Annotated in this window: 18 protein-coding genes and 2 pseudogenes; 6 read left to right on the plus strand and 14 right to left on the minus strand. The window is 48.3% G+C overall.

The features are described from left to right. Nucleotides 1–70: 70 nt before the first annotated feature. Nucleotides 71–1,183 carry a hypothetical protein gene (locus H6G89_RS19095; RefSeq protein WP_190509315.1) on the minus strand — a complete coding sequence of 371 codons (1,113 nt, stop codon included), beginning with the start codon at nt 1,181–1,183 and terminating at the stop codon, nt 71–73. 377 nt (nt 1,184–1,560) lie between these two features. Beyond that, the gene (locus H6G89_RS19100; protein WP_190509317.1) at nt 1,561–4,110 is read right to left on the minus strand and encodes an ATP-binding protein; all 2,550 of its coding nucleotides are present in this window, start codon (nt 4,108–4,110) and stop codon (nt 1,561–1,563) included. A 744-nt stretch (nt 4,111–4,854) separates the two neighbouring features. Between H6G89_RS19100 and H6G89_RS35775 the strand changes: the two genes are divergently transcribed. Continuing rightward, on the plus strand, nt 4,855–4,980 hold the full coding sequence (locus tag H6G89_RS35775) for a hypothetical protein (RefSeq protein ID WP_255519453.1): 126 nt from the start codon (nt 4,855–4,857) through the stop codon (nt 4,978–4,980). Nucleotides 4,981–5,359: 379 nt separating this feature from the next. Beyond that, a complete protein-coding gene (locus H6G89_RS19105) occupies nt 5,360–5,569 on the plus strand; it encodes a hypothetical protein (protein ID WP_190509319.1) in 210 nt (69 codons plus the stop codon). 38 nt (nt 5,570–5,607) lie between these two features. Here the strand turns inward: H6G89_RS19105 and H6G89_RS19110 are convergent, their stop codons facing one another. The 9 genes from H6G89_RS19110 to H6G89_RS19150 form a co-directional block, all read right to left on the minus strand. Continuing rightward, entirely contained in the window at nt 5,608–7,137 is a 1,530-nt protein-coding gene (locus H6G89_RS19110) for a gluconokinase (protein ID WP_190509322.1), read from the minus strand. A gap of 1 nt (nt 7,138) precedes the next feature. After that, nucleotides 7,139–8,617 carry a GntP family permease gene (locus H6G89_RS19115; protein WP_190509324.1) on the minus strand — a complete coding sequence of 493 codons (1,479 nt, stop codon included), beginning with the start codon at nt 8,615–8,617 and terminating at the stop codon, nt 7,139–7,141. A 295-nt stretch (nt 8,618–8,912) separates the two neighbouring features. Next, entirely contained in the window at nt 8,913–10,031 is a 1,119-nt protein-coding gene (locus H6G89_RS19120) for an aminotransferase class I/II-fold pyridoxal phosphate-dependent enzyme (RefSeq protein ID WP_190509327.1), read from the minus strand. 12 nt (nt 10,032–10,043) lie between these two features. After that, the gene (locus tag H6G89_RS19125) at nt 10,044–11,000 is read right to left on the minus strand and encodes an ornithine cyclodeaminase family protein (RefSeq protein ID WP_190509329.1); all 957 of its coding nucleotides are present in this window, start codon (nt 10,998–11,000) and stop codon (nt 10,044–10,046) included. A gap of 52 nt (nt 11,001–11,052) precedes the next feature. Continuing rightward, nucleotides 11,053–11,733: an ABC transporter permease subunit gene (locus tag H6G89_RS19130; RefSeq protein WP_190509331.1), complete on the minus strand. Its 681-nt coding sequence runs from the start codon at nt 11,731–11,733 to the stop codon at nt 11,053–11,055. Continuing rightward, complete coding sequence (locus H6G89_RS19135) at nt 11,726–12,481, minus strand: ABC transporter permease (protein WP_190509335.1); 756 nt, start codon at nt 12,479–12,481, stop codon at nt 11,726–11,728. Before H6G89_RS19135 ends, H6G89_RS19130 begins: the two co-directional genes overlap by 8 nt. Before the next feature lie 29 nt (nt 12,482–12,510). Then, a complete protein-coding gene (locus H6G89_RS19140) occupies nt 12,511–13,464 on the minus strand; it encodes a threonine/serine dehydratase (RefSeq protein ID WP_190509336.1) in 954 nt (317 codons plus the stop codon). A 63-nt stretch (nt 13,465–13,527) separates the two neighbouring features. Further along, nucleotides 13,528–14,343: a transporter substrate-binding domain-containing protein gene (locus H6G89_RS19145; protein ID WP_190509338.1), complete on the minus strand. Its 816-nt coding sequence runs from the start codon at nt 14,341–14,343 to the stop codon at nt 13,528–13,530. A gap of 54 nt (nt 14,344–14,397) precedes the next feature. Beyond that, entirely contained in the window at nt 14,398–15,873 is a 1,476-nt protein-coding gene (locus H6G89_RS19150) for a hypothetical protein (RefSeq protein WP_190509340.1), read from the minus strand. A 28-nt stretch (nt 15,874–15,901) separates the two neighbouring features. On the opposite strand from H6G89_RS19150, the gene H6G89_RS35780 reads away from it, so the two are divergent. From H6G89_RS35780 to H6G89_RS19165, 4 genes are all read left to right on the plus strand, one after another. Next, a complete protein-coding gene (locus H6G89_RS35780) occupies nt 15,902–16,024 on the plus strand; it encodes a hypothetical protein (RefSeq protein WP_255519454.1) in 123 nt (40 codons plus the stop codon). Between the two features lie 229 nt (nt 16,025–16,253). Further along, on the plus strand, nt 16,254–16,904 hold the full coding sequence (locus tag H6G89_RS36260) for a helix-turn-helix transcriptional regulator (protein WP_190509342.1): 651 nt from the start codon (nt 16,254–16,256) through the stop codon (nt 16,902–16,904). Nucleotides 16,905–16,938: 34 nt separating this feature from the next. After that, nucleotides 16,939–17,991 carry a serine hydrolase domain-containing protein gene (locus tag H6G89_RS19160; RefSeq protein WP_190509345.1) on the plus strand — a complete coding sequence of 351 codons (1,053 nt, stop codon included), beginning with the start codon at nt 16,939–16,941 and terminating at the stop codon, nt 17,989–17,991. 105 nt (nt 17,992–18,096) lie between these two features. Then, on the plus strand, nt 18,097–18,348 hold the full coding sequence (locus tag H6G89_RS19165; RefSeq protein WP_190509347.1) for a hypothetical protein: 252 nt from the start codon (nt 18,097–18,099) through the stop codon (nt 18,346–18,348). A gap of 742 nt (nt 18,349–19,090) precedes the next feature. Here the strand turns inward: H6G89_RS19165 and H6G89_RS19170 are convergent. The 3 genes and pseudogenes from H6G89_RS19170 to H6G89_RS35120 form a co-directional block, all read right to left on the minus strand. Further along, nucleotides 19,091–19,456: a hypothetical protein gene (locus H6G89_RS19170; protein WP_190509349.1), complete on the minus strand. Its 366-nt coding sequence runs from the start codon at nt 19,454–19,456 to the stop codon at nt 19,091–19,093. Then, nucleotides 19,438–19,536 (minus strand): annotated as a pseudogene (locus H6G89_RS35115) (transposase-like zinc-binding domain-containing protein); the annotation flags it as partial. The pseudogene H6G89_RS35115 and the gene H6G89_RS19170, both read right to left, overlap by 19 nt. 57 nt (nt 19,537–19,593) lie before the next feature. Then, a pseudogene (locus H6G89_RS35120) lies at nt 19,594–20,211 on the minus strand (TetR/AcrR family transcriptional regulator); the annotation flags it as partial. Nucleotides 20,212–20,264 lie beyond the last annotated feature (53 nt).

Genomic DNA, 20,264 nt, shown 5'->3' on the forward strand with positions numbered 1-20,264 from the left:
TAAATCGGTATTACGATGTTCCCCTTAAACCTGACTTGCATTCCCCTGTCTGGCAATCTTCACCAGACGGCTACAGTCGGCTCCATGCCTCAATAACTCTCTGCAAGGACTGGGGCAGGTTGTCCTGTTCAAGGTCAATGTAAGCTACCGTACTCCCCATGCCCTGTACAACCGTCGTCGGATAATCTGCCAGAGCAGCGGATGTCAGATATCTCATCCCGTTGAGATTGGGAAACTTCTGTTGCTCTAGCACCTGTTGAAACTGCTGTAATTGCCGCTGTGAAAGGCGTTTAATTACGGTAGTTTCAGGCTCTCCGGAGGTTCGCATTTCCGTCACTCGGCGATAGAGCGTCCCATTTGAAGTGAGGATTGTCTCAGTTTTACTGCCACGCAACCCGCCAGCGATCGTCATCTGAAAAATCACATCCTCACTGGGCATGGAGGGCTCCCCCTGGTCAGGGATAAAGGAAGGCGTAATCTCGCTGCCGCTACCGCTTGCTGTCGTATTTTGGACGATGGTCGAACCATCCTGGTTCATATGGTAAACCCAACTCTGGCGATCGCCCATGACAATCACACGATAACCCGATAGTGCTATCATCTGGCACACCTGCCCAGGTTCAAAGATGCCCATGCAGCCATCCCAGGTCTTGGGCTGAGATTCAATCACCCGTAGCGTGTTAGCAGGAACGTTTGCTTGCCGTGCGATGGTTTCAAACAGCCGATCAACCAACTGGGGAGGCAAACTGGCGGTATCCTCCGTTTCTAACCTGATCACCTGGGCATTCAGGTCAGTTCGGAAAACCCAGTTTTGTTGCCCATTGGTGACTTCAACGCGCCATCCTTCCACCGTTGCCGTGGCACACCGTTCGTTGGGAGCCGCTAGCCCCAAACAGCTATCCGACCAGGTTTCGCGACTGAAGTCAACAACCCTCAAGTTGCGTGCAGATAACTGAAAACGTTGGGTAAAATCGCGCCGAATCTGCCGGACAACTCGTTGAGGAAGCCGGGAATTGGATGGGGACTGACTCACTTGTGTGCTCATCACCGACTGATTTGGTGTACTCGCCATCGCACCCATTTGAGTAGCGGTTGGAACGGCACCAGCCATCACCAGACTCAGGAGGGCGATCGACCAAATTTGAGACTGGGAGACGCTTTTGGACTGAAAGTGACGAATCATATAAACGATCAGAAGTTAAGTTTAAGGTTGACCTATTCAACTTAACTGACGGGCAGAGGCGAGCAACGTGCCGTTACAGAATTAGCTACACAGATTGGCAACATAACAGGTAATTGAAGAGAATTGTACTGATCCATATCCGAATCGTCATTTGAATTGTCCTCCACGCGATCGCCTCTACCTCCGAAGGTAGTGTTTCAGATCTGTTGCCACTAACCCCCGGCTGTCGCTGTCCCCCTTACCGAGGGGGACTACAGGGGGTCTTACAGAGGTTATCAACAGGTTTGGAACACCACCCCTTTCGACATCAGTCCTCAGTCCTCACCGATTTCAATCACCAAGCATTAAAGATTTGTCAGACATTCAGGATCAGTACCCTAAACACTACAGCAGTCACTGGTAAAGCTGACTGTAAACGTTGTCCAACCATTTTCACTGGTGACTATAATTTCACCCTCCAATTGCTCCACCAACTTCTTGACCAGGGCCAGTCCTAAACCAGTACCGCCCTGATTCCATCGGTCTGAGTTAGGGACACGGTAAAACTTCTCAAAAATGTAGGGAATTTCGGTTGGGGGAATTTCGGCTTGATTTCGGACTGCAAACCGGGTTATCAGCCGAGGAGATTCAGTGGAATGAGATACGTCAAGGGTTTGCTCTAGCGTGAAACCGATCTCACCGTGAGATGGGGTGTATTTGCAGGCGTTGTTCAATAGTTCTGCCAGTAACCGTCCCAGGCTGTCGGGGTTAGAGTTTAGCAGGTGTATCGTTTCAGGTAGTGTTAGGGTAAAAATCTGCTGACGGTCATGCAGTCGCGATCGAAACGATTGGAGCATGGGAGGAAGCCATTCCTGTAAATCAATCGGTTGTAGGGCGATCGGTTGATGGTTAGCTTCCAGGCGTTGCAGGTCGAGTAGATCATTGATCAGTTCGACTTCTCGCTTACACTCTGTCTCCAAAATACTGATGTATTGTTGTTGTCGCTCTGGGTTGGATGCCATTTTTAGCATATGAATGGCTAATTTCATATTGGAGACGGGGGTTCGCAGTTCATGAGACACCGTACTCAGAAAATCGTCTTTGAGGTTGTGTAGCCTCTGCAATTCTTCAACCTGACTCTGGGCTGCCTGATACAGACGTGCCTGACGAATGGCGATCGCGCATTGATTGGCTACCTGTTGCACTAACCGAATTTCCAGATCGGTATAAGTTTGATCGGCTTTGCGAAATAACCAGATATCTGCCAGGATGCCCTGTTCACCAAATACGGGACAGGCAAGAATACTGGAGTGAGGTCGGTCAAACCGGGGAGATAATTGACAAAATTGGAGGAACTGCCCTTGCAAGAGGAACTGATGGATACCAGAGGGACCATCATCCAGTGGAATCTGCTGTCCCTGACTGGCAGCCCAACCCGATTTAGCATGTTCGTATCTAATGATGAGAAAGTTGCATTCCAGATCATAAATAGCCGTCGAGCAACATTCAGCTGTCAGTATTGCCATGACCTCACGCACAACGGTTTGCAAAATTTGCGATTCGTCCAGCGTGTCGCGCACATGGTCACTAATCCGTTTTAGTGTTGCCTCAAAATTAAGAGCTTGCTTCAGTTGCAGCGATCGCTCCTGCAATTCGGCTGTTCGCTGTTCAACTCGCACTTCGAGTTCTTCATTGGCGGCTTCTAAAGCGGTAAATGAAACTTGTAACTGAGTCGCCATCTGGTTAAACGCTTGAGTCAGTCCATTTAATTCTTTGATGTTCCTAGCTGCAACAGTTTGATCTAATTTGCCATTCGCAATGGCTTGAGCCGCCTCGATCACACGGGCTATGGGTTGAGCAATCCATTGAGACGTCACAATACCCATTAGCGTTGACACCAGCAGTGCTATGGAACACAGCAAAATGGTGGTTCGCGTATTTGCCTCAATGTATTGCACGAAGTCAGCTTCTGGAACGACCACCACAATAATCCAATCTAAGCCGTAGGGATCGCTAAATGGAGCCACTTCTACCAAATACGGTTCGCCATCAATAACGTAGGTAAGCTGTTGACTATGGCGAATATGGTCGAAGTTGCCGAAGTAGTTTTCTAAATACTGTGCGGTGAGCCGCGTAACTGGGTCTTGACTGGCGATCGCCGCTAACCGTTCCCGTTTTTCCTCTCCACCCTCCTGCTGCACAAAAAAGGGCTGTTCAGAGGTCGAACTCGCCACCAGGTTGCCCGATCGCTCCATAATGAAGGTTTGTCCCGTGCGCCCGATCTTCAGATTGCTTAAAAAGTGACCCAACTCTGCTAGAGACAGGGTGGCATTCGTAACTCCCAACAACTGTCCCGTTTCGTCGTAGAAGGGGCGGGTAGCACTAATCGCCAATCCCCACGATGAGAAATAGGGATAAACGTCAGTCCAGGTTGGACCTCCAGCTTCAACCGCTTTCCGATACCAGGGACGAGTGCGGAGGTCGAAGGTGTTGCTGACTTTGAGCAGGCGATCGCGGTTGCCCTGTTGATCCACGCTATAGGTGTGATATGCACTGTTTGTAGATGCATCCATCACGCGAATAACGAGGGAGCCATTGGGCATCCGATCGACCGAATGAATGTTTCCCTGCTCGCTACCAAAGGCAATCGGTCGCAAAGAACTAAACACGCGCATTTGCTGCCAAAAATGTCGTTCCAGGCTTGCCGGATTCTGCCAGTCCAACGTGCCGAACTGCACTGCATTGGCATTAATTTGTGTAACGAGTTGCGGGGTTTTAACATAATCCTCTAGATGTTGAGAGATCCGTGCCGTGACTTCATCTCGCAACTGGGAGGTCAGATCATCCACTGCCCTCTGGCCATTGCGTATCGCGAAGATAGCCGTTAACCCCACTGCAATCGAGATTTGCAGAATAAAGGGAACGATCAACACAGCACGAAGTGGCACTCTCAGGAGTGGTTGTGATCTTGGACTCAATACTGTTTGGGGTCGCATTGATGCCCTTCAGCCAATCAAGCTGGAAATACAACTATTCTCCAGCGTAATTCTTCTCGATTTGAGAAGATAAAAGGTAATTTTTATTAACACTTCTTTGTAGCAGCATAGGGAACTTCAAAGCACCCGGAATATGCGATCGCCTGCTACTAGATCATCTAAATCTAACACTGAGTATACGTTAAATACTCAATATATAGTCATCCTATTTGATTCATGAAGAAGTCTGAGATATGGTCAATGGTCAATGGTCAATCGTCAATGGTCAATGGTCAATCGTTGCTGGTTCTACACAAATGACGAATGTCGAATGAAAGAGTAAGTTTTACGATCGATTTAGGACTGCTATCGGTTTAGCTAAACAATGTTTTCTGACAACAGGGATAGGGTTAGCGATAGAGAAATAGGATTAATCATAGATATTAATAGAGCCAAATAAAAGTTAAATATCAAGATGCTTTGTGTTCGCTTCACTTTAAAGGAACAACCCCAATAGATAAAATAAAAAGTAGATAGTTTAAGTTGATCGGTTAGATCTTGTCAGTAAACTTGCAATAGCGAAATGTGCAGATGAGAATGCTATAGCAACTATCAAGATAGATACTATAGCCCTACGCATAGGCATTAGGACACAAAGGGGTGTGGGGGCTAGGGGTTCCACCCCTGCCTAACCTTAGTGAGTACTGCTATATAGCTTTGGTCAGAAAGCTTAAAGCAAAGGTAATGGCTCAAACGCTGATGCTGGGGAGGCTTCCTGACTCGCCTCCGCGCCATCGAATGTGGCTACGGCTATACAAGCGGGTGTGTGGCTTCGCCCTGTAACCGTTTTTGTCCATTTTGGTGACATTGTGAAGGAGAAGTGCGGCTTTTCAGGTTGTTTCGCTGCAACGCAGGCTTCGCATCATCCAGAAGGGGTTGCCCTCACCCCTCGCCCCCCTGCTAGAAGCGACGCTGGATGATAAATGTATATCTAGAGGCGTCGTGCCGTATATGAAGACAAGATGAAGGCGTAGATTCAAATTGTGGGCAAGGTATTCTATATAAGTTAAGACTCTGTTGACACGCTTTAAACAAACTGTTATCCGGAGCACAATTCCCTGATAGAAGACCGATTTAGCGATCGCTCTACAGGCAATTGCTTCTCCTAACTTCTACGGATAGATCATCAATTTCATCTAGCATCTACTATCCTCCATCCATCATGCCGTTGCACCGTATAATTACTAGGCTTGCAATTCTACCAACGCTGCTAACGTGGTTTCTCATAGCGTGGCAGCAAACAGCCCTTGCTCACGTTGATCCCCTCGCTGCCGTCACAGAGCTATCGCAGAAAAATCGACTCAGCAAGAACTATACCCCTCCGGACACCATTGGTGGACCCGATCGAACCCAGGGATCAGGGACACGGTAGAGTGGCACTTTCAACCGTTTCCAATGCCATTCAAGGGGTCACTCCTCCCGCTGAAATTCCGCCAGCGTAGCAAATTCGTCCACAACACCCGCATACACTCGTTCGTAAACAGAGAACAAATAGTTGTAGGTCTTGAACACATCCAGATCAGGAGAGTGGCGATCGCCAATTTGGATCAGGTTCTGTACCTCTTCTAAATCAGAAATAGCTTGTACGGCATACATCCCTAACGCCGCTGCCCCAAATGCACTGCCTTCGTATACCTGAGGCACCAACACCTCAGAACCAAAGATATCGGCTGTCATTTGTCGCCAGGGGGCGGAGCGCGCAAACCCACCCGATGCCCGAATTTCTTGGGCTGTTCCAGCTAAATCTCGCAGTGCCAACGTGATGCTGTAAACCGCAAACAACACGCCTTCCAGCACCGACCGGATAAAGTGGGCTTTGTGATGATGCAAGCTCACCCCAAAGAAAATGCCGCGTGCATTCGGGTTCCAGTAGGGTGCTCGTTCCCCAGATAAGAAGGGCAAGCAGATCAGTCCTTCAGCACCGGGAGCAATTTGCATTGCCGATCGCACCATCACATCATAGGGATCGATGCCCTGCTGTTTGGCTTGCTCCACCTCCAACTGGCAAAAGTTATCGCGGAGCCAGCGTAAAACAATTCCACCGTTATTGGACGGTCCTCCAATAACCCAGTGATGCTCGGTCAGGGCATAGCAAAACGTTCGCCCCTTCTCATCCGTCATGGGTTTAGGAATCACAGCACGAACAGCACTACTGGTGCCAATGGTGACGGCGATCTGATGCGGGGCGATCGCCCCAACTCCCAAATTGGCGAGACAACCGTCGTTTGCTCCCACGACGATTGGCGTGTCAGGCGCAAGCCCCATGGCTTCTGCATATTCTGGCTTGATGCCGCGCAAAACGTGAGTGGTAGGCACCAACTCACTCAGTTGGTCAGCCCGAATGCCTGCGGTTGCGAGTGCAGTTTCATCCCACTGGAGCCGCTCCAGATTCATTAACCCAGTCGCAGAGGCGATCGAGTAATCGACGACAAAGCGGTTTAGCAATTGAAAGAGAACATATTCCTTAATCGAGATAAACCGCACTGCTCGTTGAAAAATCTCTGAGTTTTCCTCCCGCATCCACATCAGTTTAGGGAGTGGCGACATGGGGTGAATGGGAGTGCCCGTCTGGAGATATAGGGAATGTCCACCATTTTGTTTTAACCGCATCGTTTGAGTGACGCTGCGATTATCTGCCCAAATAACAGCATTATGCAGCGGATTCCCATTCGCATCGATTGCAATCACACTATGCATCGCCCCACTAAAGCTAACGGCGGCAATATGCGATTTTGATACACCTGACTGATCTATGGCATCTCGAATGGCGGCGATCGCCGCTGTGAGAATAGCCGTTGGGTCTTGCTCTGCCCATCCCGGTTGAGGCACCAACAGTGGATAGCCCTGATTTCCCGTGCCTTTGACTTCACCCTTGGTAGAAAAAACAATGGCTTTGGTACTGGTAGTGCCAATATCAACCCCAATAAAGTAGTCACTCATATCAAACAAAGAAGCTAATAATCAATACCACTAAGAACCCCACCCCGCCCAAAATGGTTTCCATAACCGTCCAGGAACGCAGTGTGTTTTTCTCAGAGATGCCTAAGTATCGACTGACCAACCAGAAACCAGAGTCGTTAACGTGAGAGAGAACGGTAGCCCCAGAGGCGATCGCAATGGTGATCAGCCCTAAAATGGGTCCTGTCAGGTTGGCAGACTGCACCACAGGCGCAACCAGTCCAGCGGTTGTCACCATGGCTACGGTAGCTGACCCTTGCGACACTCGAACCGCAGTTGCAATCAGGAATGCCAGGGCAATCAGCGGCAGATTGGTTGCTGCCATGGCGTTTGCCAATGCCTCACCGACCCCTGTCGCCACCAGAGTTTTGCCAAATACACCCCCTGCTCCCGTCACCAGGATAATCAGTCCTACAGGTTCTAAGGATTTTGTGGCGATATCCTGAATGTCACGTCGGGACATTCCTTGCCGTTTTCCGAGCAAGTAGAAAGAGAGTAAGGTTGCGATCAGCAATGCCGAGAATGGATGCCCTAAAAAGCTCAAGAAGTTGCGAATGGGGTCACCTTCCTCAAACACAACGGACGAAACCGTATTCAGCAGGATTAGCACTAAGGGAATGCAGATTAGCCCCAAGACAACCCCAAAACTTGGTATGGAAGAAGGCTTTTGAGGTGCAACGTCGATTTGAGGCTCAACATCCACTCGTTCTTGAGTGGCAACGGTGCCTGCTGGCGGGTTTTGTGCATCCGGGGCAGTGTGAGAACGATGGGGATTGTCTTCCTCATCATCATCCAAATTCGCTGAGGCATGGTTTTCTAACAACATATACTCAGGCACCTGAGCGTTGATCTGACTGGCAATGTATCTGCCAAAGAAGATCCCGCCAATCACCATCGCTGGAAAACCAGCAATCACACCAAATAGAATCACCCAACCCAAATCGGCTCCCAGCAAAGATGCCACGGCTACTGGACCCGGTGTGGGGGGAATGTAGCTGTGCCCGATCGCCAATCCGGCAGCTAAGGGAAGCGCATAATAAAGCAGCGATCGCCCCGTCCGTTGTGTCAAGCTGTAGACCAATGGAATCAGAATGATCAACCCTACATCAAAGAAAACAGGAATTGATACAATTAACCCCGTCAACCCTAATGCCCAGGGTGCCTTGTCTTCACCAAATTTACCAACGAGTGTAGTGGCTAACCGTTCAGCCCCCCCAGACACTCGCAATATTTCGCCAAACATGGTACCAATACCAACCACAATGGCAATGAAGCCTAATGTACTGCCCATACCATCTTGAATGGTTTGGGGAATGTCTTGAAGGGGAATCCCAGCGGCGATCGCTACAAACAAACTGGCAATGAGGAGAGCAAGAAATGCCTGTAAACGAACTTTGATGACTAAAAACAGCAGCAGTGCAATGCCTAATGCTGCAATCAGAATTAATACACCAGGTGACATAGGAATATTCTAGATAGAGATTTAGCGTCTTAAACTCATATCTCTATCCTTGAACGGTGAATGATAAGAAACATCCTTCCAAGTACTTAGGCGAGTCCTCAAGCGTGGTAAAGAAATATAAATTTAGTATTTGCTACGACTCGTATGTCTCTTTGCTCCTGACGACCCTATCTATGACATCGTAGTTGTGTAAACCTGTTGAATGAGCCATGCTGACTGTAGGAATGAGTCTTGTCGTTTAACCTTGCTAAATCAAGTGTTGCCTGCTAAACTCACCCGTACCATTCGCAGTCATTCAGACTTGATTAAGTGTATGGAGTAAAGTATCAATTCGTTGAAGGGCTTCTGTCAGATATCGAGGAGTTGATCCAATCCCGACACGGATATAACGATCTAAGCCAAACCAATCTCCTGCCACGACAAACACACTCTGTTTCTCTCGCAATTGGCGCGAGAGGTCGGATGAATTAATGGCGAAGGAGTATCGGATAAAAGCCATGCCACCCGCCTGGGGTGGATGGTAGCTCAATGCGTTTGAATGCTGGTTAACCCACGCATCTAAGATTGTGAGATTTTGACTGAGAATGTGGTGGCTGCGATTGAGCAATTTTCGCCGCATTGCAGGTTGTAGGATGGCTTCTGCTACTCGTTGGTTAAGGATACCTGTGCCGATTGTGGTATAGTCTTGCCGCTGCATCGCGCTGTTAATCAGAGGCTCTGGTGCGACTAACCAGCCAATTCTCAAGCCGGGATGAGCGAGAGATTTAGCAACACCTGATACGACGATGACCTTGTTGTACCTGCCATAAAAGGTTGGTGTCTCATTGCCATTCAGTTCAGCACCCCGATAGATCTCGTCAGCGAGGAGATAAATGTCGTTCTCCTGGGCGATCGCCACCAGTTCTTGCATAACCGCTTCGCTAAAGACCTTTCCTGTCGGGTTGTTGGGATTAGAGAAGGCGATCATTTTGGTTTGAGGTGTAAGCAAACGGCGCAACTCATCGAGGTCAAGTTGCCAACCATTTTCCTCCTGTAACGCGATCGTCTTGACAGCGACACCCAGCGATCGCGCCAGTCCCCACAACTGCATAAAGTTAGGGATGACGAAAATCAGTTCATCCCCAGGCGATAAGAGGCTCCAGGCAGCAACCAGGTTTGCTTCTGAAGAACCATGGGTAATGAGAATGTTATCGGGGCTAGACCCTGGATACCACTGGCTAACCGCTTGTCGCAGTTGCGGGCTCCCTTCGGTGTACCCGTAGCCCAATGGCGTATCCAATAACTGGGCGATCGCCTCATCATCCAATAGTTCGCGTAGTGTGCAGGGATGAACTCCACTTTCGGTCAGGTTATATTCCACCTGATTTTCATACAGCGATTGATTGCGCTCAAGTTGAAATATATCAAAGTCCATGGCTATAACCTATCAACTGTGACCCATCGCCGCTTGAAAGACGGCTTTCGCAATTTGAATATCCTGCACAGCAACTCCTGTCAGATCAACAACGGTAATCTGCGTGTCAGAGTTGCGGTGTAGTGTCGGATCGACAATGACTTGTCCCAGTTCTACCACCTGTGTTTCGTCAATGACTCCTGCGGCTAAGGCGTGATGCAGTTCCCCCCGTTCTCGGCATTGGCTGAGGCTATCTACGACAACCTGATCTGCTTTTTGCAACACATCGGGAGCTAGCTCATTCTTCTCTGGTGTATCTGATCCCATCGCTGTAATGTGGGTGCCCGGACGAATCTGGGCGGCAGATAGAAGCGGTTGGCTGCTGGGCGTTGTGGTAATGATGAGATGACAAAGGGCAGCTACTTCGGCTGGATCACTTGTCGTTCTGACAACATAGCCTCTCATCTCCATATCTGCTTTGTAAGCATCAAGTCGGGATGGAGTGCGTCCCCAGACGACTATATTGCGACACGAGATATGAGGTTGCAGATACTGCACCTGCATTCTTGCCTGAATGCCCGTCCCTAAAACGCCGATCGCCTCTACCTGACGAGGTGCGAGATACTTAGCAGCGATCGCCCCAGCCATTGCTGTTCTGACGTTTGTTAAATATCCTTCATCCAACAAAATGCTTTTCAGAGTTCCTGTTTTTTGATCAAACAGCAACATTAAACCAGAGTTAGCAGGTAAACCCTGATCAACATTTTCATAAAAACCAGATGCAACTTTAATGACGTAATAATCATCTCCAATGAGATAACCATATTTAATATGCACATCACCCGGAGGATGATCGAATAGCAGTTCTCCAACCGGAGGAACGACAGCTTTTCCCTGAGAATAGGCAACGAAGCCATCTTCGATTAAACTCACCGGATCAAGCGTTTCGAGTATTTGCTTAATGGTTGATAATTCGATAATTTTAGTCAACGTTCATGCTCCTTCGATGTCGTTATTTCAAGCAGGTTTTAAAGACTTAATGTTAAATATTGGGATAACGAAAGACACGGGATTCGATCAGAGTTGATACGTGGGTGATGACAGAAATGAGTAACAAGTACAGTAATCCAGCGGTCACAAGGGGCACAAATGGATCAAAGGTTTCTTTATAAATAATGTCTGCCGTTCCCAGCAAATCGAGAATAGTAATTGTACTCACAATAGAAGTTGTCTTGGTTAGAAATATCAGTTCCGTTGTGTAGGCTGGGAGAACAAGTCGGAGAGCGATCGGCATCCGAATGAGCCACAGAGTCTTGAGGGGACGTAGACCCAGGGCTGCACTCGCTTGTAGATAATCTTGAGGAACAGCCCTTAACGCCCCACACAATAATTCTGCGGTAAACGCACCATGGTTGATGCTCAATGCTAACCAGGCACACCAATGGGCTTGTTTAAAGACCACCCACAGCAAGCTCGATCGCACTATCTCTAATTGAGCGATGCCGTAGTAGATGAAGTACAACACGACTAACCCTGGAATGCTACGAAAAATAGCTCGATACGACTCAGAAATAGAGCGTAAAAGACGGCAATCGGCTATACCAGCTAATGCCATTGCAGCACCAACACACACTCCTCCCAGTGCAGATAAAACGAGTAATTCAATCGTTACCCAAAAACCAGCTAACAAGCGTGGCAAGAGGTGAAACAAGGTATCAAGCATGATGAACTAGGTTTCTTTTGGAATTACGGAACTGGCTCTGTTCACTCAAAACTCCGCGATCGACCCAGCGACGAATCAGTTTCATTCCATAACTGGAGAGTACTTTCAGTCCGAGGTAAGCCATCGCCACAAATCCGTAAAACAACGTGGACTGCTGGCTGGATGCACCTGCTAAGCCTGCCACTCGAACGAGATCGTCTAACCCCAGCACGGACACCAGAGCCGTTGACTGTAAGTTGCCGACCCACAAGTTGTCTAGACCAGGAAGTGCCAGTCGTAAGGCTTGGGGCAGAATAACGACAGGAAACACCGTTCGTTGAGAAAATCCTAACGCTCTAGCCGCTTCCCATTGCCCCGTGGGAACCGCTTGAATTGCCCCACGAATAACATCGATCGCGTAGGCTCCTGTCACCAATCCCAATGCGATCACACCGGATGTGAATGCATTAAATTCAACGTATCTTTTGAACCCAAAGGGTGAAAGAATCAATCGAATGAATTGCGACCCTCCAAAGAAGATCAATGTAATGACTAATAAGTCCGGGAATGAGCAGAAAATCAATCGATAGAATTTAACACCCGCTACCAGGACTCGATTACGGGATAGACGGGCGATCGCCCCCCCTAAACCAATTGCAATTCCCAGTAGGTAAGACAGAACGGCAAGTTGGCAAGTCACACCAATTCCCCGCACCAATTCATCTCCCCATCCCGTATCGCCCCAGGCAAACAGTTCCAAATTCAACATAGTCAAAGAATCCAGGGTTGGAGAATGGATTACAAAATTCCTTTCAGTTTTGCCAGATCAATATTTGCACCGCACAAGACGACTGCAACGGTTTGATGCTGAAATGCCTCGCTCGCTTGCAGTAGAGCCGCTATTGCTACAGCCGCTGCCCCTTCAATGAGTTGATGATGAGTTTCCATAAACAATCGCATCGCTGCGCTAATTTCTGCTTCTGTCACTAGCACAAATTGATCGACCAGTGTTCGACAAAACTCAAAGGTAATCGCTCCTGGCTCAATCCCACCTGCTGTTCCATCCGATAAGGTTGGCAGCACGGGTAAATCGAGAATTTGGTTAGCTTTGACAGATTCCGCCATAACAGGGGAGTTTTGCGGCAGACAGCCGATGATCTGGATACGAGGAGACATGGCTTTGAGAAAACCGGCTATCCCTGAAATTAATCCACCTCCACCCACTGAAACGAATACAGCATCCATTTGCTCTAACTGGTTTATGAGCTCAACGGCGATCGTGCCCTGACCTGCAATGACCTGCAAATCGTTATAAGGAGAGATATAAACCATGCCATTTTGGTCGGCATACTCGCGTGCATATCCCTCGGTTAGTGCAGCATCGTCACCCTGAAATCGGACTTCTGCTCCTAACCGACGGATGGCTTCAACCTTGGTTGGAGATGCCGTTTGTGGAACAAAAACGATGCCACTACCTTGAACTTGACGTAAGGCAAATGCGGTTGCTGCACCATGATTGCCAGAAGACGCAACAACAATGCCTTGCGATCGCTGCTCGGCTGACAACGAAAGCAATTTATTCGTTGCTCCGCGTACCTTAAATGATCCTGTGTACTGCAAATTTTCGAGTTTGAAAAACACAGAACAGTTTGTCATCTGCGAGAAGATGGGAGACTGTTCTAGGAACGTTTGACGCACATAGGGTCGGATTCGCTGCTCCGCCAGCAAAATCTCTGTCTTCAAGTCAGTCATAGTTTAGGGTGTTTTGTTGAACTATAGCGATTTCAAACTATTTGTAAGGAGCTGAAATACGCACTATTTTGCACCAATGTAGAAGGGAAAATACTTGTTGTTAATTTCTTGAAAGGTGCCATCGGTATAGAGTTCATCAATAGCCTGATTGAGGCGATCGGCTAGGGCTTGATCGTCTTTGCGAACGGCAATTCCAGCCCCCTCACCAAAGATGGGTTCTTTCAATTCTTCGCCGACAAAGTGATAATCTTCACCACCCTCCGCATCCAGGATGCCTTGCATGGATAACTTCGTGTCAAAAGCGGCATCACAGCGTCCGGCAAAAAAGTCAGTCCTCAAGGTCTGCGTGTCGTCATATTGCAACAGTTGTGCCTGTGGAGAAGTTTGCTCAATCCACGGATTGCCAATCGAGTTCTTAAACACACAGATGGTTTTATCGGCTAGCCCTGCTTCTGTTAACTCAAACGTGACATCTTTGGGCGCAATGAAGGCATAGCCCGATTTATAGTAGGGCTGTGTAAACAGGACTTGTTGCCTGCGCTCGTCGTTGATGGACATGGAGGAGATGATCACATCGTACTTACCCGCGTTGAGACTGGGAATAATCGTAGGCCATTCATTAACGACGAACTCGCACTTCACCTGCATCTTCTCACACAGGGCATTGGCGATATCAATGTCAAACCCGCTCAACGTTCCATCGGGATTCTGCTGGCTAAAGGGTGGATAATCACCTTCGCTCCCCACTCGTAGCACTTCGGATGGCTCACTTGTAGCTTCAGTCGGTGTTTCGGTCGTTGCTTGTGGCGTGCTAGCACAGCCTAACAAAGTGGCGATCGCCAATGAAGCTGAAAAACCAACAACAATTCGTCTTTTCATGGTTTGATCTCCTGTGAAAATGATTTGAATTGGACAAAAACTCTAAAAACCAGGTCAGTCACCTAAACCTGCATACTGACAAACAAGCTCTACTGATTTAACGAGAGCTTTGACGGCTAACCGCGCATACTCTTCAATCAATTCACCTTGCCGGTTGAGCAAGCCCAACCCAGGACCGAGAAACATATTGCCGCTGTAAATCGTGGCAGGTGAAACGCCCATGGCAGAGATGGCGAGATCGATCGCATTGGTGTTGGCGTACAAGTCTTCGATGGTGAAGAGGGGAATGCCAAACTCGCCTTCATCCCAGGTTTGCTCATAGTTTAATTCTGTGCCACCCATATGATAGGACTTTGTGATGATTAACTTATCCCGAAAGCGAGTCGGCTTCATCTCAGCGAATTCCTCCACAATGATCTGGTGATAGCGATCGATGGGATCTGTGACTCGTTCTGGGGTGTCTCGCAGCGTTTTAAGAAAAGCAGTCAAGCCCACCACCGCATCTCGTCCTGGATCTGCGATCGAATAAACCGCTTTGCTATGGGAGGACACTTCCCCAAAGCGATGTCCTCCTAGTCCCAGAGCTTTGCGGATAGTGACCATGGATTCCTCAGTGCCAACAATTAACCCGGCAATGGGCGATCGCCCCGCTTTGTCCATGCTCCACATCATCACATCAGCATTGATTTGCTCCGGAGACAACCCGATCCCCGGTAGACAACTGGCAGCATCCACGATAAATGGCACGTCATACGACCGAGCGAGTTTACCCATTTCTTTAAACAAAACGGGAACTCCATTGGCATCGTGGGTTCCGTGCCCATAACCCGGTGTGTCGTAGCCGACGATGTGAAAGCCTGTCAACATTGAAACGTGGCGATCGCAAGCAATGCGGATATTCTCTAACGTTCCGTCTACATCAGTGCGTGTCATCAATGGGATCACATTTTGCTTAACGCCGTGCACTTCGTACGTTGTTCCGGCATAGCGAACAAAGACAGAATCTAAGTTGTTCAAACTCTTGCCTTCGACGCCCAGTTCGCCCCCGGTCACGGTGCGATCGATCGACAGGTTTTTGTACCGCGGTGGAAACGCCCGCCCGTAGCCTGCGCCCCATTCGTAGTCTTCACCGTAGGGGCAAATCACTCGCCCCCGATAGGCATCTCCTTTTCGCATCATGGGAGGCGCACAAAGCGTGTCAAACGCAACTCGCAGGCTCGCTTCACAGGTATTGGTAACGGCTGCATCGTAAGCGTCGCCATACATATCTTTCACCACTTCCCGCAGTTCATCCTCTACTTTGCGAAGCGGCAGAATGGGTTTGTGGTTTGCCTCAACGATCGCGTCTAACACATAGTCGGGCAAGTTGGCTGGACAGGATGATGCACCGGAATACAACCCTAATTGACCTTGCAACTTAGGTAAGCCTAATGCTTCTCCAATTTGGACAGCATCGCTGAGAATAGCTGGAATTTTCTCGTAGATGTCTTGATACCACTGATATTTATACTTTTTCCGAGTGAGGTTCATTGTTTTCTGAGTTCTCAAGTGGGGTTGAATGCGTGTCGTCCGATCTCACCTGAACATCGCCATCTCATCGCAGTTGTCCAGCGATCGCCTGTTGGTGGAGGTGTCGCAATCAGGTAGCCATAGGGCTAGTGGTAGTCGTGACTATCGTTAAAACCCATGGATTAAAGCAAGCTGAAGATTTGGAATATCAGTCCAAATTTAGACTTCCAGTTTAATCTAAACTACACTAACTGCTTTAGCAACGCAAGCCCAAAATAGTTAAAAATCAATACAGATAGCCGTTATACTGATATAGATTCTAGATACACAATCTAGATTTATAGTCTGTTATTGGATTTACCGTTTATACTTACTTCAACCAGGACGCTTAAACTCAGATTGTGTTTGAGGAACATCAACTCCCCCAAGTATTTGCTCTACTCGCCCGAATCGCGAAGGCTGTTGTTTCCACCGTTGGGTCTAATTGTGAGGTCGTGATCCACGATTTGCGCCATCCTGAACACAGTGTTGTTGCCATCAGTGGAAATTTAACGGGGCGATCGATTGGTGCCCCGGTGCCTGACCCAGAACTACTTCCGGAAAATGTCGTGCGGTTTAGCGATGATGATCTGTGCTACAACACCCGCACACCAAACGGAAAACAGTTCTTCTCTTCAACGGTTTGGGTGCGAGATGCAACCGGGCAGATCGTTGGGGCACTCTGCATCAACATGGACTTTAGCAATATTCAACAAGCCAGAGATTTACTCAATCGCCTGTTAGCCAGTTCTGAGGTGTCCTCCCCTCAGCGAGAGTTAGAAACCTTTGCCACATCACCGGAAGATTTTATCTTGATTGCCCTGCGGGATGCTGTCAAAGAACTGGGAAAACCAATTCACCATCTGGAGCGGCAAGATAAGGTAGGTCTGGTTCAAACGCTCGATAAAGCTGGGGTTTTTAGTTTTCGACAAGCCGTAGATATCATTTCACAAGAGCTAGGAATATCTCGTTCCAGCCTCTATAACTATCTCAAGGATGTCCGTAGTAGTTGAAGGGGTGCTTATAAGAGTGCGACTGGAGGGGCGAATGGTTGACCTGAAGCAACGGTTGCTTGAAATACTCTATCGTTTGGGCAACGAGGGCGATTATGTAGGGGTTGCGATCGCGATAAATCCAGATACCTCACCAGCAGCAGTTTGGCTTCCGTCCTGGCAGCCCAGCGAACCCATCTTCCTCGCCTACAGCATTACCAAGACGTTTACAGCGGCTCTGCTGCTCCTGCTGCAAGAAGAGGGGCGGTTGTCTCTGCACGATCCCTTAGCACGCTGGCTCCCGGCGATTACTCAAAGCGATCGCATTTCTCTGACGCAACTCCTGAACCACACATCCGGTATCCCGGATTACGGTGCATTGCAGACCTATCAGGATGGCGTGCGCTCCTCTCCATCAATTCCCTGGTCATTTGAACAGTTTGCGGCTGCCACGTTTGATCAGGGTCTGAGTTTTGCCCCCGGAACCCGTTGGGCTTACTCCAATCCCGGCTATATGCTCCTCAAACACATTGCCGAAGCAGTTACTGGCGAATCCTACGCTCAACTCATTGCCGATCGCATTGCGCAACCGTTGGGGTTACACCAAACATTTGTCCCGCAGTCTGTGGCAGACTTATCCTCCCTCGCACCTGCCCTATCGTATGACCTGACGAGCGATCGCCATCCTAAGGATGTCCGTCACGCTTATCACCCTGGTTGGGTGTCTCATGGTGTCGTAGCCTCCACACCTTCTGACATTGTGCTGTTTCTCCATCAGTTGTTTGGTGGTCGTCTGCTTCCCCAGCAGTGTTTGGAGGAAATGACGGCTCTTGTACCAGTACCGCTACCTCGTCCCACCCAATCACCCGCATCAGCCCCGCCACGCTGGGTGCAACCGGGTTATGGGTTGGGGCTTATGGGCGATTCAGCATCCCCCTGGGGACTTATATTAGGGCACAACGGTGGAGGTCCAGGATACAGTACCAGTGTTTTTCACGCTCCAGAATTGGGTGGAATATCGGTTTGTGCGATGGGGGCGATCGAGGCAAGATTTCAGGCTGAGGAGGTCGTGTTTGCGGTTTTCGACTCCCTTAAAGCTGATTCATAAAATCATTCACCCCATCTTAAACGTGAATTTGCATAAAACTGAGGGTTTGTCGCTGAGATATCAATAGAGGTTTGCATCAATTTTTGAAACCCTGTAGAGTTCCACATGAATCAAACAGGATTAGATGAATTCGATGAAAAGCTACGGCAACTCGCAGTTTCGGCACAACAACATCCTCCCCTGACGGCAGGACGGCAAGTGGCACTGCGATCGCTCGTGCAAGAAGTTCTCTGCTCTGGTCGGCTATGCCATCCACAGCGAGGCAAGTTTTCAGGGTCTTATCAAGATATTTATGATGAGGCACTTCAGGAACACTCGATGGAGCGGAGGCGAGTCAGGAAGCTTCCCCAGCATTAGGGTTTGAGCCATTTCCTTTGCCTTAAGCTTTCTGACCAAAGCTATATCTACAACTCCAGTTGTAAACACGAAAGTTAGAACAGAATTCAAGCATGAAATAAGAATAGAGCGTAAGGAGTCTGAGTGATGTGCCCTCAAGAAGGCTCATGCTGTCGAGTACCGACACAGCGTAGAGTTTCAGTCAACTTATTTCTAAAAGTTTCAAGTAGTGCTTGCGCAGTTATTGGAGGAGTCTTGCTAGCGTCTAAACTAGTACAGCAAAAAATAAGTTTTGAAAGGGGTGAAGGGGTGAAACCCCTTCTTGGGGGCGAAGCCCCCAAACCCCCTACATTGCAGAACTTTGTGTTCGCAACACTAGAAGCGAGTGGATATGGATTTGTGTTTTTAGCAATGAGTTCTAGTCAGCTTCTCATTGTTAGTATTCGAGAACAAGAACTCAGTATGATGATCTATGCAGGTTCTATTTTTCTATTTGTTGATTGCTTGGGTATATATCGATGGTTAATTGCATAATCAGTAAAGTAGAGCGATAAATGTATAGCCATAACCACTTGGGTTAGGACGGGGTGCAGGGGTGGAACCCCTGGATTGGGACGCAGTCCCCAAACCCCCTCTATCCTAAATGAAGTGGCGATAGATGTAGTAGGGAAAGTGCGCGAGCGATCTATAAATATGAAACCGAAATTTATAGAGATGGCGTTGTACGGATTTTCTTCATTTCTAGCGTTAATTTTCTGTCGATTTAAGTCGAATTAGAGTTCTTTTTTGCTCTAAAGATCAAGTAAGAAGAACACACAAAAACACCTGTTGAGGCTGTCGCCAACCCCAAACTAGCCACAATGATTCCATCTATTAACTCAGCATTGCGAACATAATCTTCCTGCTGTTCCTTCGGCATCTGGTTAAAGTCCTGAAATGGAATTGAGAATGGATTGCTGACCAGTGCAAACAGTAATATTACGAGGCTCAATACCATGAGAAAGAAGGATGTAATTTGTACCTTAATCATTGCTTTAGTTGAGTTGTTGGGCTGATTGCTGATAAGTCCTTTGGGCTTGACGATTGAGAACAAGGCTGGGGCTACTGAGCCACAAATTGCTTTCCACAAGCCTTACAGAGATAACACTGCTTGCCCCGGCGATGTCCATTTTTTGATAGTTGGTTAGATTGGCAGTGAGGGCATATCATTACTTTCATTACAATTCCTGACAGGCGATCGCCCACATACGGCTCTAAATACGACACCATCAAGTCTTCAATCTGCTGCGCTAAGCGTTGGCGATGTTCGGGGTCAGGTGTGCGGAGTGCTGCCAGGATCAGAGCATTGCTACTATGCACACAAACCTCCGCCAGCAAATAGTGCTGTTCCTCTGGAAGGGCAGGGTTACGATGTCTGAGAATACTTGCCATGAAGGCGATCGCATCCTGGGTCATACTCTCATCAATGGATTGAAAGATCTGACGCGCCAAATAAAATTGCACAAACACGACTCGTGATATGGGTTGTTCGAGGATCTCTGACACAGATTCTACTAAAAGGTGAATCATCTGACGTAGAGGAAGTTGTACCAAAGCTGGAATATCGACCTGCGCCCAGAAGCCTTTGACTCGCTCGGCGTGACGTAACTCCATTGCCTTAAAAATGGCTGCTTTGTCAGGAAAGAACTGATAGAGCGAACCAACTGCCGTTCCTGCTTTAGCAGCGATCATATGAGTTGTTGCAGCGTCGTAACCCACCTCATCAAACACTGCTGCTGCTGCATTGAGAATTTTCTCAACTCGTTCTTTGCCCCGTCGTTGTTTGGGCTGACGACGTAAATTATTGGCAACTGAGAGACTTGACGAACGTGAAAGTTCTGTCATATTTTGGATGTTATCGGTTAAAACGTGACAGTTTTTTCACAATTCTATCAATG

It is taken from the genome of Oscillatoria sp. FACHB-1407 (genome assembly GCF_014697545.1).
In the GTDB taxonomy this organism is placed as follows: Bacteria; Cyanobacteriota; Cyanobacteriia; order Elainellales; family Elainellaceae; genus FACHB-1407.

Bases quoted from the DNA above. Each gene is read 5' to 3' on its own strand.
- H6G89_RS19165 (WP_190509347.1), top strand. From the start codon at position 18,097: ATGAATCAAACAGGATTAGATGAATTCGATGAAAAGCTACGGCAACTC.
- H6G89_RS19115 (WP_190509324.1), bottom strand. From the start codon at position 8,617: ATGTCACCTGGTGTATTAATTCTGATTGCAGCATTAGGCATTGCACTG.
- H6G89_RS19105 (WP_190509319.1), top strand. From the start codon at position 5,360: ATGCCGTTGCACCGTATAATTACTAGGCTTGCAATTCTACCAACGCTG.
- H6G89_RS19150 (WP_190509340.1), bottom strand. From the start codon at position 15,873: ATGAACCTCACTCGGAAAAAGTATAAATATCAGTGGTATCAAGACATC.
- H6G89_RS19145 (WP_190509338.1), bottom strand. From the start codon at position 14,343: ATGAAAAGACGAATTGTTGTTGGTTTTTCAGCTTCATTGGCGATCGCC.
- H6G89_RS19135 (WP_190509335.1), bottom strand. From the start codon at position 12,481: ATGTTGAATTTGGAACTGTTTGCCTGGGGCGATACGGGATGGGGAGAT.
- H6G89_RS19110 (WP_190509322.1), bottom strand. From the start codon at position 7,137: ATGAGTGACTACTTTATTGGGGTTGATATTGGCACTACCAGTACCAAA.
- H6G89_RS19130 (WP_190509331.1), bottom strand. From the start codon at position 11,733: ATGCTTGATACCTTGTTTCACCTCTTGCCACGCTTGTTAGCTGGTTTT.
- H6G89_RS19140 (WP_190509336.1), bottom strand. From the start codon at position 13,464: ATGACTGACTTGAAGACAGAGATTTTGCTGGCGGAGCAGCGAATCCGA.
- H6G89_RS19095 (WP_190509315.1), bottom strand. From the start codon at position 1,183: ATGATTCGTCACTTTCAGTCCAAAAGCGTCTCCCAGTCTCAAATTTGG.
- H6G89_RS35780 (WP_255519454.1), top strand. From the start codon at position 15,902: ATGCGTGTCGTCCGATCTCACCTGAACATCGCCATCTCATCGCAGTTG.
- H6G89_RS19120 (WP_190509327.1), bottom strand. From the start codon at position 10,031: ATGGACTTTGATATATTTCAACTTGAGCGCAATCAATCGCTGTATGAA.
- H6G89_RS19160 (WP_190509345.1), top strand. From the start codon at position 16,939: ATGGTTGACCTGAAGCAACGGTTGCTTGAAATACTCTATCGTTTGGGC.